Source organism: Marinobacterium sedimentorum, from assembly GCF_024267675.1.
Lineage (GTDB): Bacteria > Pseudomonadota > Gammaproteobacteria > Pseudomonadales > Balneatricaceae > Marinobacterium_A > Marinobacterium_A sedimentorum.
The window spans coordinates 118444-133592 of the sequence record NZ_JALDYX010000006.1 but is presented as its reverse complement, the minus strand read 5'-3'; the positions used below and the strand labels follow the sequence as shown (position 1 = coordinate 133592).

Annotated in this window: 18 protein-coding genes; 2 read left to right on the top strand and 16 right to left on the bottom strand. The window is 60.9% G+C overall.

The genetic code is table 11. From position 1 onward, the window contains the following. Window positions 1-18: 18 nt before the first annotated feature. The 4 genes from MRS74_RS08005 to MRS74_RS07990 all read right to left on the bottom strand — a co-directional run bounded on the left by MRS74_RS08005 (window position 19) and on the right by MRS74_RS07990 (window position 2889). Window positions 19-1014 (bottom strand): Vgb family protein, encoded by a 996-nt coding sequence (locus tag MRS74_RS08005; RefSeq protein WP_254579754.1) that lies wholly within the window; start codon window positions 1012-1014, stop codon window positions 19-21. Window positions 1015-1299: 285 nt separating this feature from the next. Further along, window positions 1300-1569 carry a transposase gene (locus tag MRS74_RS24325; protein ID WP_438362321.1) on the bottom strand — a complete coding sequence of 90 codons (270 nt, stop codon included), beginning with the start codon at window positions 1567-1569 and terminating at the stop codon, window positions 1300-1302. 127 nt (window positions 1570-1696) lie between these two features. After that, a complete protein-coding gene (locus MRS74_RS07995; RefSeq protein WP_254579753.1) occupies window positions 1697-2440 on the bottom strand; it encodes a hypothetical protein in 744 nt (247 codons plus the stop codon). 245 nt (window positions 2441-2685) lie between these two features. Then, window positions 2686-2889, bottom strand: a complete 204-nt coding sequence (locus tag MRS74_RS07990) for a CsbD family protein (RefSeq protein WP_254579752.1) — start codon at window positions 2887-2889, stop codon at window positions 2686-2688. Window positions 2890-3271: 382 nt separating this feature from the next. Between MRS74_RS07990 and MRS74_RS07985 the strand changes: the two genes are divergently transcribed. Both MRS74_RS07985 and MRS74_RS07980 read left to right on the top strand, forming a co-directional pair. Next, window positions 3272-3832: a lipid-binding SYLF domain-containing protein gene (locus MRS74_RS07985; protein ID WP_254579751.1), complete on the top strand. Its 561-nt coding sequence runs from the start codon at window positions 3272-3274 to the stop codon at window positions 3830-3832. Window positions 3833-3973: 141 nt separating this feature from the next. Continuing rightward, entirely contained in the window at window positions 3974-4168 is a 195-nt protein-coding gene (locus MRS74_RS07980) for a Thivi_2564 family membrane protein (RefSeq protein WP_254579750.1), read from the top strand. 107 nt (window positions 4169-4275) lie between these two features. Here MRS74_RS07980 and MRS74_RS07975 read toward each other — a convergent pair whose 3' ends face one another. The 12 genes from MRS74_RS07975 to atpD form a co-directional block, all read right to left on the bottom strand. Further along, on the bottom strand, window positions 4276-6108 hold the full coding sequence (locus MRS74_RS07975; protein WP_254579749.1) for a PHA/PHB synthase family protein: 1833 nt from the start codon (window positions 6106-6108) through the stop codon (window positions 4276-4278). Window positions 6109-6171: 63 nt separating this feature from the next. Then, the gene (gene clsB / locus MRS74_RS07970) at window positions 6172-7356 is read right to left on the bottom strand and encodes a cardiolipin synthase ClsB (RefSeq protein WP_254579748.1); all 1185 of its coding nucleotides are present in this window, start codon (window positions 7354-7356) and stop codon (window positions 6172-6174) included. A 69-nt stretch (window positions 7357-7425) separates the two neighbouring features. Next, complete coding sequence (locus tag MRS74_RS07965; protein ID WP_254579747.1) at window positions 7426-7800, bottom strand: SpoIIAA family protein; 375 nt, start codon at window positions 7798-7800, stop codon at window positions 7426-7428. 113 nt (window positions 7801-7913) lie between these two features. Continuing rightward, entirely contained in the window at window positions 7914-8801 is an 888-nt protein-coding gene (locus MRS74_RS07960) for a F0F1 ATP synthase subunit gamma (protein WP_254579746.1), read from the bottom strand. Continuing rightward, the gene (locus tag MRS74_RS07955; protein WP_254579745.1) at window positions 8798-10444 is read right to left on the bottom strand and encodes an alternate F1F0 ATPase, F1 subunit alpha; all 1647 of its coding nucleotides are present in this window, start codon (window positions 10442-10444) and stop codon (window positions 8798-8800) included. Before MRS74_RS07955 ends, MRS74_RS07960 begins: the two co-directional genes overlap by 4 nt. Then, window positions 10441-11481 (bottom strand): F0F1 ATP synthase subunit delta, encoded by a 1041-nt coding sequence (locus MRS74_RS07950; protein WP_254579744.1) that lies wholly within the window; start codon window positions 11479-11481, stop codon window positions 10441-10443. Before MRS74_RS07950 ends, MRS74_RS07955 begins: the two co-directional genes overlap by 4 nt. 3 nt (window positions 11482-11484) lie before the next feature. Then, the gene (locus MRS74_RS07945) at window positions 11485-11766 is read right to left on the bottom strand and encodes a F0F1 ATP synthase subunit C (RefSeq protein WP_254579743.1); all 282 of its coding nucleotides are present in this window, start codon (window positions 11764-11766) and stop codon (window positions 11485-11487) included. Between the two features lie 14 nt (window positions 11767-11780). Continuing rightward, window positions 11781-12497, bottom strand: a complete 717-nt coding sequence (locus MRS74_RS07940; protein ID WP_254579742.1) for a F0F1 ATP synthase subunit A — start codon at window positions 12495-12497, stop codon at window positions 11781-11783. Further along, window positions 12487-12801, bottom strand: coding sequence for an ATP synthase subunit I (locus MRS74_RS07935; protein ID WP_254579741.1), 315 nt, complete (start codon window positions 12799-12801; stop codon window positions 12487-12489). Before MRS74_RS07935 ends, MRS74_RS07940 begins: the two co-directional genes overlap by 11 nt. Further along, window positions 12794-13129, bottom strand: a complete 336-nt coding sequence (locus tag MRS74_RS07930; protein WP_254579740.1) for an AtpZ/AtpI family protein — start codon at window positions 13127-13129, stop codon at window positions 12794-12796. Before MRS74_RS07930 ends, MRS74_RS07935 begins: the two co-directional genes overlap by 8 nt. Then, a complete protein-coding gene (locus tag MRS74_RS07925) occupies window positions 13119-13526 on the bottom strand; it encodes a F0F1 ATP synthase subunit epsilon (RefSeq protein ID WP_254579739.1) in 408 nt (135 codons plus the stop codon). The genes MRS74_RS07930 and MRS74_RS07925 overlap by 11 nt, the downstream gene beginning before the upstream one ends. Further along, on the bottom strand, window positions 13501-15000 hold the full coding sequence (gene atpD, locus MRS74_RS07920) for a F0F1 ATP synthase subunit beta (RefSeq protein WP_254579738.1): 1500 nt from the start codon (window positions 14998-15000) through the stop codon (window positions 13501-13503). Before atpD ends, MRS74_RS07925 begins: the two co-directional genes overlap by 26 nt. Between the last annotated feature and the right edge of the window lie 149 nt (window positions 15001-15149).

Sequence of the window (15149 nt, the reverse complement as noted above, 5' to 3'; positions counted from 1 at the left end):
GTAACGGGACAGTGTTTCTCAAGGCCTAATCCGTACTAGCCGGTCCAGACCGGATTCCGGCAACCAGACCTCGCCTGCACGGCCGAGAATCTGCCGCACCATGGCGCCGGGGGCGCTGCCGGGATAAGAAGCAAAGGTTTCCGTTTGCGGGTCGAAACTCAGCACGGCGTTGGCGCCAAAATCGCTGACCCAGATGATGTCGCGCTCATCCACATAGACGGCATAGGCCCGTGGCGCCTCGCCCGGCAGTCTCCAGCTGCTCCAGCGGCCATTACCGGAATCACCGCCCGGATCGAACCGGCTGAGGAAGCCCGAATTCCACTCAGCTACCCAGATACGGCCGACGCTGTCCGACCAGACCCTGCGCGCGCCCTGCCCCGCCCGCGGCGGCTCGATCAGGGTCGCAGCACCTGTATTGCGATCAATGCGGGCAATATGGCTGGCGGCCAGAGAAGCGTAGTAGATTTCGCCGGAGGGCGTTGCCGCAATGCCATAGGGCCCAGGCCCCCGGGGGGCGTCCCAGACTTGCATTGCACCGCTGGCCGGATCCAGGCGGCCGTAGATCCCGTTCTGCCCGGTAAACCAGAGCAGACCGTCGCTATCGAAAGCCGCGGTATTCAAATTCGCCTGGGGCCACGCCGGCGGCAGCGGGAACAGAGTGACCCGTTCGGACGCCGGATCGAAACGAACAATGGCATTCAGACCGCCATCGGTGATCCAGGCGGCCCCATCCGGCCCCGCAATAACGCCGTGGGGGGCCGAACCACTCCCCAGAGGCACCTCGCGCACCACCCCGGTTTCCGGCTCCAGAATCCCGAGCACGCCGCGGCGCTGGCCGGTATACCAGACCTTGCCATCCGGCGCCGACGCCACATCGTGGGGCCGGGAGCCCGACGGTAACTCATAGACCCGCGTGCTATTGAGCCCAGTACCATCCGACGCAGTTGCTGTAGTCGCCACGACCATCATCAGCAGCAGCGCACGCCACCCGAGTATGCCCCTGTACCTATGCATGGTGACCTCCAACAGCAGGATGACTCACTCTAAGCCCGTTGTACCCTATTCGTAACCGCGGACGGCCTTAGCCTTGCTGCGCGAACGTTGTCTGGGCGCGCCGGGCGCCACAGCTTATCGCTTGAAGCCGCCGCCCGGGTTACCCAAGAGGCCATTGTCGAGGGCATAGCGTGTCAGTTCCGTCGCGTTATTGAGATTAAGCTTCTTGCGGATGTTGCCGCGGTGGTATCCGGCTCGCCATCGGCGCCGCCTACCTCGGCTATCTGGTCGCCAGTGGCCGTCGGCTCAGTCTGGGTATGAAAGAAGGCTGACCCTGGCCGGGAGGGCACCTTGCCCTCCCGCTGCGAGCGGCTCGAGACGAGTGTAGATGTGTGGTAGAGAGGTGTGATGCTTCAGCCGACGATTCTCGTCACTCAGGCGACGCAGCTCGTCCTGCTCCCGCGTCAGCTTGCCATTACCCCGGAATGAGTCGTTCTCATCCGCCTGGAATTCCCGGACCCAGCGTCCCAGCATGCTGGCATTGATCCCCAGGTTCCGGGCCGCCTCAGTCCGCATCGCCTTGCTCCGTGACCCGTCGGACCGCGTCCTGTTTGCACTCTTTGGTGTATTTATTTCTCGTCGTCATCTACTTCGGTTTCAAAGATTATCTCTTAACTGAGGTGTCCGGCACCATTAGGCCAGCTCAATTCTCGCCCTTTGCCTTCTCCGTGGCTTCGGTTTCCCACACATTGGAGGAGACATCAACCGAGGTCGATAGCTTGGTTTCTGCATCGAACTTCACTTCGACTTCGTAGCTGGTGTCATCTTTTACGACTTCGAGCTCAAGGTTGGTCTCATCGTTATCATTGACCGAGGTCACCTTGTAACCCATGTCTTCCAGCGCCTTAGTGTAGTGGGCCTTGTCCTTACCGACCCCAAGCGCCTGTTCGAGCTTGTCCTTGCTCTCAATCCCCATTTTCCCCGCTTCGGGATCTTGCGCGGCGATTGCTGCGATTGCTGCGGTCGGCAGGGCCATAGACGCGACGTTCTCGCCCTTGGCCTGCTCCGTGGCATCGGTTTCCCACACATTGGAGGAGACATCAACCGAGGTCGATAGCTTGGTTTCTGCATCGAACTCCACTTCGACTTCGTAGGTGGTATCAGCTTTTACGACTTCGAGTTCAAGGTTCGTTTCATCGCTATCATTGACCGAGGTCACCTGGAAACCCATTTCTTCCAGCGTCTTAGTGTAATGGGCCTTGTCTTTACCGACCCCAAGCGCCTGTTCGAGCTTGTCCTTGCTCTCAATCCCCATTTGCTGCCGTGCATCCGAACTCATTGCGGACTTCCCCGCTTCGGACTCTGGCGCCGCATCTGCGGCCATTGCTGCGGTCGACAGGGTCATAGACCCGATCAAGGCAGCCAAGGCAAGTTTGTGCGTTTTCATGATTGATCTCCTGTTGTGACAATAGTGTGACCAAAAACGCCACCATGTTGGCATCTGCGCAAGCCGTATTCATGCAGCGTCGGCTGGTACCGCATTCTCGGACAGCCTCCTGGCCATCGTCAGCGCGGCATGGTCGCCCCGTTTCAGCACCGCGGCGGGTGCTGAGAGAGTGCATCAGCCATTCCGGTCGCGGGGATCGACATCATTCCATATACGCGGCCCGGTCCCCCCGTGACAGATGCCGGTTAATCCCCGGTTTGATCTTCAAACCGCTTGATCTGCGCTTCGGCTTCATCTTTCGATACGCCGTACGCCTCCTGGATCTTGCCCGCCAGCTCGTCACGCTTGCCGCCAATCTCATCGAGGTGATCATCGGTGAGCTTGCCCCACTGTGCTTTCACCTTGCCCTTAACCTGCTTCCAGTTACCTTCAACAATATCCCAGTTCATCTCGAACGCCTCCCATTCCGCACCTCAGGAGAGAAGTCGCCAATCGATTTCTCCCTGTCGCGATACAAGCCTAAGCACAATCCCGATTGCCGTCGGTGCGGCGACGCACATAGAGGCGCCTTGATGTCGCCACCGGGACAGGCGCTCGCCAATGCGCACTCCTCGCCGAGCTCCGCCCGCAACGCTGTGTGCGCTGGCGTACAGACCGGGAACCGCCAGAAGATTAGCGTTGTTGTGACATCCGGACGTCCGTCAAACCGGTTCAGGCTGCTACTGCACAGGATGCCATGCAGCGAAAGACCGGTGGCAACATGAAGGCGTGTGATGGGCTCTTCCATCAGCCGGCGTATGAACAAGATCCCAACCCGGGAGGAGTTTTAACATGTACAGCAAACAACGCCACTTCCTCGCACTCATATTCGCAACGGTCACCATGGTCGCGATGGGGGTGATGAATCAGGCCAGGGCGGCAACCGCCGAGGACCTGGACAGGGATTCGCAGCAAGCTCTGCAGACCCTTTATAAGACCGAAGCTGTTGCTCAAACCCTGTCGAATTCGGCCAAGGCAATTCTCGTATTTCCAAATATCGTAAAGGCCGGCCTGGTATTCGGTGGCAGCTATGGCGAAGGCGTCTTGTTCAAGGGCTCGACCGTCGCCGATTATTACAGCTCCGTTACCGGGTCCTGGGGCCTGCAAATTGGCGCCCAGTCCTACGGCTATGCCGTTTTTCTGATGACTGACGAGGCCGTCCGCTATCTCGAAGAGTCGAACGGCTGGGAACTTGGCGTCGGTCCTACCGTTGTCCTGGTTGACGAAGGCGTGGCCAGAAACTTGTCAACATCCACGCTGAAGGATGACGCCTATGCGTTTATTTTCAGCCAGCAGGGATTGATGGCGGGCATCAGCATTGAGGGCACAAAAATTTCCCGCATCAACCGCTAAACCCGCAGGGGACAGACGCGACCGGCGTCTGTCCAAATTCGCAGGCAGCCTGAGTGCATTTCAACGGCAGCGATGCTGAATCATCACGCCGTAGCTGAAAATCCGCTTGCGCTGCCGAACACCCAATGATGCTAAAGGAGAATGCACGTGCCTCTTATTAATCTGGTCATCGTCCTGATCGTGGTTGGCGTACTGCTCTGGCTCGTCAACGCCTACATACCCATGGACCGAAAAATCAAGAACATCCTCAATATCGTCGTCGTCATCGCTGTGGTGCTATGGCTGCTGCAGGCCTTCGGCGTGCTGGGGTCGCTGGACAGCATACGTATCGGCTGATAGCGGGGAACCTCCTCTATCACGCATCCTCTGCAAAGTGTCCTCTATCCAGGGGGAAAAAGAGCGGCGCGGCACTTTCGCCACGCCGCTCTTTCGCCCCTGATTTTCTACTTCATCATTACGTAGTCGCCCGGCGCGTCACGCAGGCCTGGGTATCCCTTGCCCGGTGCGCCTGTTGCAGGCGGTTTGGATTTTCCGTCCGATTGTCTGCTCAGCCAGGCGTTCCATTCCGGCCACCAGGATCCCTCCAGCGACGCTGTACGCTCATACCACTCCTGGGGTGAAACGAACTTGTCCATGCTGTTCAGAGTCGCGACCTGATAGCTACGGTGCGGGTGACCCGGCTCACTGACAATGCCCGCATTATGGCCGCCACTGGTCAGCAGGAAGGTCACATCGGTGTCGGTAAGCAGGTTGATTTTGTATACCGAACGCCAGGGCGCGACATGGTCCCGTTGCGTGCCGACCGCAAAGATGGGCACGCGGATATCGGTCAGCGCTACAGGCCTGTCGCCGACGCGAAAATGCCCTTCCGCGAGGTCATTATTCAGGAACAGCTCGCGCAGATACTCGCTATGCATTTTAAAGGGCATGCGCGTCGCGTCGCTATTCCAGGCCATCATATCGTTTGGCGACGTGCGCTCTCCCAGCAGGTAGTCCTCGATCATGCGCGACCAAAACAGATCGCGCGAGCGCAACAACTGGAAGGTGCCCGTCATCTTCTGACGGTCAAGATAGCCTTTCTCCCACATGGTGTCCTCAAGCCATGCAAGCTGGCTTTCGTCAATAAACATCAGCAACTCTCCGGCTTCCTCGAAGTCGACCTGGGCCGCGAAGAGCGTGACGCTCTTCAGCCGATCATCGCCGTCCCGCGCCATCGCCGCCGCCGCAATGGACAGCAGCGTGCCGCCAAGACAGTAACCGACGGCATGGATTTTCTGCTTCGGCACTATTGCATTGATCGCCTCGAGGGCATCCATGATACCGAGCTCACGATAATCCCTGTTGCCGAGATAACGGTCCTCCGGCCCCGGATTCTTCCATGAAATCATGAAAACGCTATGCCCCTGTTCAAGCAGATATTTGACCAGCGAGTTTTCCGGCGAAAGATCGAGAATGTAATATTTCATGATCCATGCCGGGACTATCAGCAACGGCTCGGCATACACCTCGGAGGTCGCCGGCGCATACTGGATCAGCTCAATCAAGCGGTTTTGATAAACCACCTTGCCTTTGGTCACGGCAATGTTCTCGCCCACCTCATAGGCTTCCATCCCGGCGGCGGGCTGCTTCGCGACAAGCCGCTGCCAGTCTTCCATCAAATTCTGAGCGCCCCGGACGAAGTTAAGCCCGCCCTGCTCCGCGGCGGCTTTCATGATGCGCGGATTGGTCAGGGGAAAATTGAGCGGCGACCACATATCCAGAATCTGGCGGGCGATAAAGGGCCGCACAGCGGCATGGTGCTGGCTCATGCCACGCACCTTGGTGGCCTCCTGCCACCACCGCTCGGTTTGCAGGAAAGCCTGCTGGTACAGATTAAAGGGCCACTCATTCCAGCCCTGGTCGACAAAGCGGTGATCCTGCGGCAGCGGTTCGGCGCAACATTCCATGGGCTGCGATCCATTGGACTGCCGCAGCATAAAATCCGCCAGGCGCGCCATCTTGTCCGTGGCGCTGCCGGCCAATTCAGCCTGCTTTCCAGGTGCAAGCGCGAGATGGATCAGCCAGTCGGCATAGGTCAGGCCCAACGCCGCCGGAGACAGGCCATAGACCCGCCCCATGGTTGCATGCAGCAGCCGGTCGAGCAGCGGCACATCCTCATCGGCCAGCGCCTTGACGGGCGGCAGTTTGCGATGCGGGCCGCAGAACGTATTTTGAGCTTCTGCCGGTTCATCCGGCGCTGGCACTTTATGGGGTTTGGTTTTTGCTTTTTTAATCATGTTTTCTCCTGCTCCGGACACCCGGAGTCTCGACTATTACCGCATCCGGAGGCTGCCAGGCATTCACTCGTTCCTGGTCCGGTCGTTTTCACGCGTATAACCGCTGAGTCCTCTCATCAAACGCAGCAGTCCGTAACTGAGCCAGCTAAAAAAGCGTAAATAGATGGGCTGCTGCTTCCAGCTTTCCGACAATATCCGCCAGCCATCGGTTCTGACGGTCTCTTTCAGCATCCGGGAAAAGTTGCCGCCAAAGACCTCGTCGTCGACAACCAGATTGGCCTCAAGCGAAAGCAACAGACTGAAGGGGTCTATATTCGAAGACCCTATGGTCGCCCAATGGGCATCGATTACCGCCACTTTGGCGTGGAGAAAGCTCTTGTGGTATTCGTAAATCTCGATACCCGCATTGAGGAGGGTGCCATAGAGCGCCCGTACCGCGTAATGCTCAAGACGATATTCCACTTTTCCCTGCAACAGCAGAACCACCCGCACCCCGCGCTGTACCGCGCCAGCCAGTGCATGGCGGAATTCGCGCCCTGGCAGAAAGTAGGCATGGGCAAGAATGATCTCGGAGTGCGCCTGCCGGATCGCCTGCAGGTAGGCGGCCTCGATCTCGCGGCGATGACGGACGTTGTCTCTGGTCAAAAAAGCCGCGCTCATGGCTCCCCCTGCGGCGGTCGGGCGCGGCACATCGATCCGGTGGGCCCAGTCCTTGCGCAAGGAAAACCAGGCCACCCTTGACCAGAGCCGCGAGGTCGAACGCAGAATCGTCTCCACCAGAGGCCCCTCCACGGCGACGGCGTAGTCCTGGCGAGGGGCCAGGTCGCCGGCGGCGGCACAATCATTGATAATGTTGATCCCGCCGATAAAGGCAATCTGCCGGTCCACCACCACGATTTTTCGGTGCAGGCGGCGCAGGCGCTTACGCCGAAATGTCCAGGGCGATATTCTGGGGCGGTAGACCAGCACCCTGACCCCCTCGGATCGAAGGCACTCGATCCTGGCGGGTGGCAGGTTTCTGGAACCATAGCCGTCGATCAGCAAACAGACGATTACACCGCGCCGGGCAGCCCTTGCCAGTGCCGCAGCAATCCGCTGCCCGGTGGCGTCGTCTTCGTAGATATAGGTTTCAAGCTGAATTTCATGCCGGGCCTGGTCAAACGCGGCTTCGATGGCAGGAAAATAGTCATCGCCGTTCTGCAACAGGGTGAGCTGATTGCCGGCAACGAAGCCGGCCCCACCCGCCAACCCTTGCGCTTGATGCCGCCGCCGCCGATGCGGCGCCCCCTGAGGCATGTCGATCACCCTGCCGGCCTTTCAGTCAGTACCGTTCGCCTGTTCGAGCCATTTGCGTGCCTCAGCGGCATCGCTGTGATCGAAGTAGCGGACCTGGGCTTTGGTAAACGGCTTGCAGAACCTGGCCATACCCTGTTGCCACTTTTTTTCCCCAACCATTGCCAGTCGTTCAATGTCGTCGAAATGTTTGACGCCAAATTTCAGGTCCTCCCAGGCCGCACTGAGCTCCCAGCCGTGGAACCCGGCCATGTCGAACAGCAGGCGCAGTTTTCCGTGCGCCTGAACGAGCCGCTCGAACTCAGGGACAAAGTGTTCGTAGTCGGCCTTTACCAGCTTGCCGCTAACCTGAACGACAATCATGGTGCCGCCGTTTTCTTCATGCAGTTGTATGGACATTTTGGACTCCCTGGGTTCATGTCAGGTCACCTTGGTGGCGGCCTGGGTACCCGCTTGGCATCAGTTTGCACCCATCCGGTGGATGCCTCTGTACGCTGGCGTACATACGCCTGCTAGCGCTTGGGCAGCGCTTCGAAGCCGGAGATGACATCGAACAGCTCCTCGTCAATGCCGCCCTGACGCACGCGGTGGAAGGTCAGGTGGAGCTCGTCCAGCAGTTCGCCGATGTTGGTGTCGGCACGCTGCATCGCCGCCAGCCGGCTCGCGTTCTCGCTGGCCAGGGATTCGGCGCAGGCCCGGAACAGCGAAACGAACAGATATTCCCGGATCAGCGCCTGCAGCGTTGTCGTTCCCGCGCCTATCGCCTCGGGCAGGTTGCCCGTCGGCCAGGGCCGCTCGGCCAACTGGCGGCACCAGTCGGCATCCAGCGGTAACAGCCGCTGACTCACAGGCGCGTAGACCGCGCCGGAGGTGGGGCGGTTATAGAACAAACAGAGTCCGCTGATCTCGCCCTGGCTCAGCCGCGCCTCGCTCTCGACCAGAATCTGCCCGACCAGCCGGGTGATCGCCTTGACCGAGTTCGGCACGCTGAAGTCGCCGGCCAGCGGCAGGCCCGCATCCTCCAGGCGTGCATGCACGCGCTCGCCGACCGCCCAGATCAGGGGTGGAACTGGCTGGGCTGCCAGCGTCTGGCGGGCATAATCGGTGACGACATCGTTGAATTTCCCCACCAGCCCCTGGTCGGAGCCAAAGACCACGGCCCCCAGGGCGCGCTCCTGGGTATTGCCCGCTTCGGTGGTCATCGCTACCAGGGTATCGGCGCCGCGAAAGCAGACGCTCAATCCCAGCTCCACGCTGCGGGCGTACTCCCCCAGCGCACTCACTGCCTGCTCGTACTGGCTGATACTCGAGGCCGCCAGTGCCTTCATGGTGCGGACCACGGACTGCAGATCAGTGGCGCTATCGATCTTGCGGCGCAGGCTCTCAGTGGTATTGCTCACGCCCCCTCTCCGGTCGGCTCGGGTTGTGGGGGCTTGGGTTGCGGGGGCTCTGGATTCACGGGCTCCGGTTTCAGCGACTCGGCGTCAAGGGGCTCGGACTGCGTTGGCTCGGGTTCAGGCGCTAGGGCCTCGAGGGCGGCGCGGGCTTGCGCGAGGAGGCTGGCGCGATCGGCATCGCTGAGGCTGTCGGCGCTGTCCAGTCGCGCGCCGACCTCGTCCGCCATCTCGCTGCCTGCCGTGCTCACCGCAGACTCCGCCTCTGCCATCCGTTCCAGCGGCACCGCGTCGAACAGGCCCTCGACCAGCGCCAGCAGCACGGTGATCTGCGCGGTCATGGGCACGGGCGAGAATTCGGCCTGCTTGAGGCTGGCGCGGATACGCCTGCCATGCTCGATTACCTTGCGGGTGTCTTCGTCCAGGCGGGCGCCGAAACGGGCAAAGGTTTCCAGTTCCTCGAACTGGGCATAGGCGAGTTTGAGATCCCCGGCCACGGCCCGGTACGCCGCCCGTTGCGCCTTGCCGCCGACGCGGGAAACGGATTTGCCGACATCGACCGCCGGCAGCATCCCCAGCTCAAACAGCGACGGCGACAGGTAGATCTGGCCATCGGTAATGGAGATCAGATTGGTGGGAATATAGGCGGAGATATTTTGCGCTTCGGTTTCGATGATCGGCAGCGCGGTGAGCGAGCCGCCACCACATTCCGGCCGCAGCCGTGTCGAACGTTCGAGCAATCGCGAATGGATATAGAAGATGTCGCCGGGGAAGGCTTCGCGACCGGGCGGGCGGCGCAGCAGCAGAGACAGCTCGCGATAGGCGCGGGCGTGGTGGGTCAGGTCGTCGTAAACAATCAGCAGATCGCGGCCCTGGGCCATGAAATACTCGGCGATACTGGTGGCGGCATAGGGCGCGATGTAGGTCAGGCCCGGCGGGTCGTTGCCCTCGGTCAGTACCACGACGCAGTATTCCAGTGCCCCCTGCTCCCGCAAGGTGGCCACGACCTTCGCCACGGCAGAGGCACGCTGGCCGATGGCGCAATAGACACAGAGCACATCCTTGCCACGCTGATTCAGGATGGTATCGATGGCAATGGCGGTTTTGCCGGTCTGGCGGTCGCCGAGGATCAGTTCGCGCTGGCCTCGACCGACGGGAATGAGCGCGTCAATCACCTTCAGGCCGGTCTGCAGCGGTACCGTGACCGGCGCCCGGTCCATGATCGGCGGCGCAGGGCGTTCGATGGGCAGGCGTGCGCTGGTGACGACAGGGCCTGCGCCATCGAGGGGCCGGCCGAGCGGGTCAATGACGCGTCCCAGCAAGCCGTCCCCTACCCCCACGTCCATGACCCGGCCGGTGCGCTCGACGGCGTCGCCGGCCTGCAGACGCCAGTATTCGCCAAGCAGCACCACGCCGATTTCGTCCTCGTCCACGTTGAACGCGATGCCGAATACGCCCTCCCCAAAGCTGACCAGCTCATCGGACCCCACGCCGGGCAGGCCGCTGACCCGGGCGATGCCGGTGGACAGGCCGGTGATCCGGCCCACCTCCTGTGCGGTCAATTGCGGGCTGAAGGCCTCGCGCCCCTGGCGCAGATCGGCAAAGGTGCGCTCAAAAACCTCCTGCAGGGTATCGGCCGGCGCACTCATGGGCGCGGCTCCGGCTCGGTCCGCCCGGACGACTCAGACGACTCAGACGACTCAGACGACTCGGATTCAGATTCGGATTCAGGTTCGGGCTCAGACTTGGACTTGGGCTTGGGCTTGGGCTTGGGCTTGGGCTTGGGCTTGGGCTTGGACTCGGACTCGGACTCGGACTCGGACTCGGACTCGGACTCGGACTCGGACTTGGGCTTGAGCTTGAGCTTGAGCTTGGGCTTGGACTCAGGGGTTTCGGCCGGAGCATCGGCATCGGCATCGGCATCGGCATCGGGCACCGTCAGCTGTTCGCCGACGCTTTTTTCCATCGCCGACAGGTAATCCGTGATACTCCAGCCCAGTTTGCGCCCGTTGACACTGAGCTCGATACCGTTGATCAGTTTTGGCGCTGTCTCGAACTGGAGCTGGATACTGGCTGCAAAGAGATCCTCCAGCGCCGCCTGTATCGCGCTGCGTTGCAGCGCCGGCAGATCGAAGGCGCTGCGAACCAGTACCGGCTCGGACCCGGACGTCAGGCTGCTGACGAGATCGTCACGGGTGGCGCTGTCCAGATCGCGCAGACGTTGCACGAACACCTCGCTCATGCGCGCCTCCAGACCGATTCCGGCCAGATCCGTCAGCGCCTTGCGCGCAATGGCAAAAACTTCATCCCGGGTGCGGCGGGCGAGCTCATCACTCAGGTGCTGTTGTTCCTGCTCCAGTGCTTGCCTGCGTTTTACGCTCAGGGCATCGGCCGCCTGTCGCGCTTCATCGAGCAGCCGCTGGCGTTCCTTCTGTGCCGCGTCCACCGCCTGACTCAGCAGCGTGGCGCGCTGCTGGTCGAAAGCCGCATCTTTGCGACGCAGGTCATCACGCGCCTGCTCGGCCTCGGTCTGTTTCGCCGCCGCGCCGGCCAGCTCGGCGGCGATCCGTTTTTCCCGCGCGTCTATGGCATCAAGGATGGGCTGGTACAGAAAGCGCTTCATCAACCACACCAGGATGAGAAAATTGAGCAGCTGGGCGCCGACGGTGAACCAATTGATGAGCATGGTCTATTGTCCTGCGGCCTGAGCGAGGGCGTAATTCCAGAACGGATTGGCAAAAATAAGAATCATCGAGACCACGAAGCAGTAGATCGCCGTGGACTCGATCATTGCCAGACCGACAAACAGGGTTCGGGTAATGGTGGCGGCAGCGTCGGGCTGCTGCGCCAGCGATGTGAGTGCCGTCGCCACCGCCCGGCCTTCCGCAAGCGCCGGGCCCATGGTGCCGAAACCGGTGGTCAGACCGGCGATGAGTATCGAAGCCAGGGCAATGAGTGTCATGCTATCCATAGGATTTCCTTAGTTTAACCAGGTTTTTTTTCGGGGCTGACCTGCGCCTCAGATCCGCTGTCCCGGGCACGTACCCGTGTGGCGGCGGCGATATAGACCGCAGCCAGGATGCTGAAAATGTAGGCCTGTACCATGCCCGTGAGCAGGCCGAGCAGCGTCATCACGATCGGAAAGACGAAGGGCGTAATACTGAGCAAAATGCCGATGATCATCGCGCCGCTCATCATGTTGCCGAACAGACGAACCGCCAGGGCCAGGGTGCGCGACAGCTCGCTGATGAGATTGAACGGCAACATGATGAAGGTCGGCTGTACGTAGGAGCGCAGGTAGTTGGCCAGTCCCTGCTCCGCGATGCCGAACAGCGGCACCGCCACAAACACGCACAGCGCCAGTGCCACTGTGGTCGACAATGATCCGGTTGGCGGCTGATAGCCGGGAATAACGGTAAACAGGCTGGCGGTGGCGACGAACAGGAACAGCGTGCCGAGGAAACCGAGATAGGTCTGCGGATGGGACAGACCGACCTCCTCGATCTGTTTCACGATCGCGGTTACGATGATCTCCAGCAGATTTTGCCAGCGGGAACGGGTCAGCCCGGTGCTGAGCTTGCGGGTGATCAGTTTGGCACCAACCGCCAGTACCAGCATCAGCAGCCAGGTATACACAATGGTGGCGTTGAGCTGGATTATGCCCCACTGCCAGAGCACCATCTCGTCGGGACTAAGGGGCATGACCGGTTTCCTTTGCTGCGGGAGGCAACTGCTCTAGTGGCGGGCCTGCGAAACGTGTCAGGGTAAAACGCCCGATAACGAACCCCAGCAGACAGAGCAACAGGCGCCGCCAGTCGCCATCGGACACCAGATAGAACCCCGCCAGCACGATCCCCATGCGCAACAGCATGCTGCCGAGTAACAGCAGCGCAGGGCGTTGCGCCGAGAAACTCCGGCGAATCGTCCACCACAGACCGGCGAAAAAAAACACGCCCAGACCAAAGCCGGCGGCACCGCTCATGACCAGAATCAGCATCTCACTCATCTCTATCCTCCTGTTCGTCGCGCATCGCCTGATCCTCCTTGGCAACCCAGTGCCAGGCATTCAAACAGCCGATCGTCAGCCCGGCCATCAACAGCGCCAGCGTCCACGAATACTGGCCGGGACTGTGCTTGTCCAACCAGAAACCGATGGCGGCACCCAGCAGCGTCGGTACCACCACGGACCAGCCGATCAGGCCCATCATGCCCAGGCCAAACCAGATTCCCGGCGTGGCGTGGCGCCGGGCCTTGAGCTTGCGCGCCGCCTTGGCACCGACCTCGGTGGCAAAATCCGGCGCTTTCTGTCCCTCTATTTCAGGCTTATCGGTCATGGTTAAGGCTCGCAAAACGGCGCACAAAGCCGCTTTCCAGTTTTGCCATGACCGAACGCAGGTTCTGCTCCTGTGCGTCCAGACTCAGAAACTCCTGCTCCACCTGGTGGCGCAACTGCTTAAGGTCCGCTCCGGCCTGGGCCCGGCGCACCGAAACCAGCACCTGGGCGCCAGCCTTGACCAGCACACCCTCATCCACCGCGACGAACAGTTCGCCGTCCGCAGCGGTTTCGTAAATCAGTATCCCCGGTACCAGCGCCGCCACGCAGTCCAGGCGGTGCGGCAGGAGCCCAAAGGCGCCAGCCCGGGTTTCCGCCACTATGCGTGACACGCCGGATGTCTCGACGAAGATGCCATAGGGCAGCAGTACCTTAAGGTTCATCGGTATCGGTGCCATGTTTCACGTCCGTTTCGGGGTCTGTATCCACCACGGCTGTGGCGGTGGACTTTTTCTGTTTTGCCTCGTCTACCGAGCCGATCATGTAGAGCGCACTCTCCGGGTAGTCTTCGAACTCGTCGTGCAGGATGCGCTCGCATCCGTCCAGAGCCTCATCCAGGCTGACGAGCTTGCCTTTCAGGCCGGTGAACTGTTCGGTGGTGAAAAAGGGTTGGGTAAGAAACCGATCCAGCCGCCGGGCGCGGGCAACCACCTTGCGATCCTCCGACGACAGCTGTTCCAGGCCAAGCATGGCGATAATGTCCTTGAGTTGAGCGTATTGCGCGAGGGTGCGGCGAATCTCTTGCGCCAGAAGGTAATGCCGTTCGCCGACGATACCCGGAGTGGCCATTTTGGAACTGGACTGCAGGGGATCGATGGCCGGATAGAGCCCCTCACTCGCCCGTTTGCGCGACAGCACTATGGAGGAGGACAGGTGGGAAAAGGTATGCACGGCGGCCGGATCGGTGAAATCATCCGCCGGCACATACACCGCCTGGATCGAGGTGATAGCGCCGGTGTCGGTATTGGAAATACGTTCCTCCAGTTGCGAGAGTTCGGTACCCAGGGTTGGCTGATACCCCAGGCGCGAGGGCATCTGTCCCATCAGGCCGGACACTTCCATGCCCGCCTGGATGAAACGGAAGATGTTATCGACAAGCAGCAACACATCGCGGTGTTCATCGTCGCGGAAATACTCGGCCATGGTCAGTGCGGCATGGCCCACGCGAAAACGGCTGCCCGGAGGCTCGTTCATCTGGCCGAAGATCATCACCATGTTCTGCAGCACCCCCGCCTGCTTCATCTCGCGGTAGAGCTCCTCGCCTTCGCGGCAGCGTTCGCCAATACCGCAGAAGATGCTGATGCCCTCCTGGTGCCCGATCATGTTGTGGATCATCTCGGTGAGCAGTACCGTCTTGCCCACACCGGCACCACCGAACAGACCCGCCTTGCCGCCACGCTCCAGCGGCAGCAGCACATCGATTACCTTGATGCCGGTTTCGAACACTTCAGCGCGGGTGGAGCGTCGCGCCAGGGGCGGCGGCGACCGATGCACCGAACGCCACTGAACATCGGACAAGGCCCCTTCGCGGTCGATAGTATTGCCAAACACATCGAACATGCGCGACACAATACCTTTGCCCACGGGCGCTTGCAGCGGCCCGCCGGTGTCATTCACGGTCATCCCGCGGGCGAGCCCCTGGGTCGGCGTCAGGGCGATACCGCGCACATGACAGGCATCGCGCTGGGCCAGCACTTCGATCACGATCTGCTGTTCATCGCCCGCGCGCAGCAGCGAGTAGATCGGCGGCAGATACCGGTCGAAGCGGATATCCACGACACTGCCGCGCACCGAAACCACCAGGCCGGTATTGGATAAGCTGCTGCTCTGTTCTGGATCCTGACTCGCTACCACCTGAGTACTCCTTTTCATCCCTAGGCCTGACTCCCCGTCTCTGGGCGCGTTTTCATCCATTGACCTGACTCCCGGCCCCTGGGGGCGCAATGCTGTCGACCCGGCCGACGAACGAAATGACCACCATGGCAAGTATCAGCCCGGTGATGATGAACAAAGCGAAGCGC

Bases quoted from the DNA above. Each gene is read 5' to 3' on its own strand.
- MRS74_RS07965 (WP_254579747.1), bottom strand. From the start codon at position 7,800: ATGTCCATACAACTGCATGAAGAAAACGGCGGCACCATGATTGTCGTT.
- MRS74_RS07940 (WP_254579742.1), bottom strand. From the start codon at position 12,497: ATGCCCCTTAGTCCCGACGAGATGGTGCTCTGGCAGTGGGGCATAATC.
- MRS74_RS07995 (WP_254579753.1), bottom strand. From the start codon at position 2,440: ATGAAAACGCACAAACTTGCCTTGGCTGCCTTGATCGGGTCTATGACC.
- MRS74_RS07945 (WP_254579743.1), bottom strand. From the start codon at position 11,766: ATGGATAGCATGACACTCATTGCCCTGGCTTCGATACTCATCGCCGGT.
- MRS74_RS07950 (WP_254579744.1), bottom strand. From the start codon at position 11,481: ATGCTCATCAATTGGTTCACCGTCGGCGCCCAGCTGCTCAATTTTCTC.
- MRS74_RS07955 (WP_254579745.1), bottom strand. From the start codon at position 10,444: ATGAGTGCGCCGGCCGATACCCTGCAGGAGGTTTTTGAGCGCACCTTT.
- MRS74_RS07935 (WP_254579741.1), bottom strand. From the start codon at position 12,801: ATGAGTGAGATGCTGATTCTGGTCATGAGCGGTGCCGCCGGCTTTGGT.
- MRS74_RS07980 (WP_254579750.1), top strand. From the start codon at position 3,974: ATGCACGTGCCTCTTATTAATCTGGTCATCGTCCTGATCGTGGTTGGC.
- MRS74_RS07985 (WP_254579751.1), top strand. From the start codon at position 3,272: ATGTACAGCAAACAACGCCACTTCCTCGCACTCATATTCGCAACGGTC.
- MRS74_RS07930 (WP_254579740.1), bottom strand. From the start codon at position 13,129: ATGACCGATAAGCCTGAAATAGAGGGACAGAAAGCGCCGGATTTTGCC.
- MRS74_RS07975 (WP_254579749.1), bottom strand. From the start codon at position 6,108: ATGATTAAAAAAGCAAAAACCAAACCCCATAAAGTGCCAGCGCCGGAT.
- MRS74_RS08005 (WP_254579754.1), bottom strand. From the start codon at position 1,014: ATGCATAGGTACAGGGGCATACTCGGGTGGCGTGCGCTGCTGCTGATG.
- MRS74_RS07990 (WP_254579752.1), bottom strand. From the start codon at position 2,889: ATGAACTGGGATATTGTTGAAGGTAACTGGAAGCAGGTTAAGGGCAAG.
- MRS74_RS07925 (WP_254579739.1), bottom strand. From the start codon at position 13,526: ATGGCACCGATACCGATGAACCTTAAGGTACTGCTGCCCTATGGCATC.
- atpD (WP_254579738.1), bottom strand. From the start codon at position 15,000: ATGAAAAGGAGTACTCAGGTGGTAGCGAGTCAGGATCCAGAACAGAGC.
- MRS74_RS24325 (WP_438362321.1), bottom strand. From the start codon at position 1,569: ATGCGGACTGAGGCGGCCCGGAACCTGGGGATCAATGCCAGCATGCTG.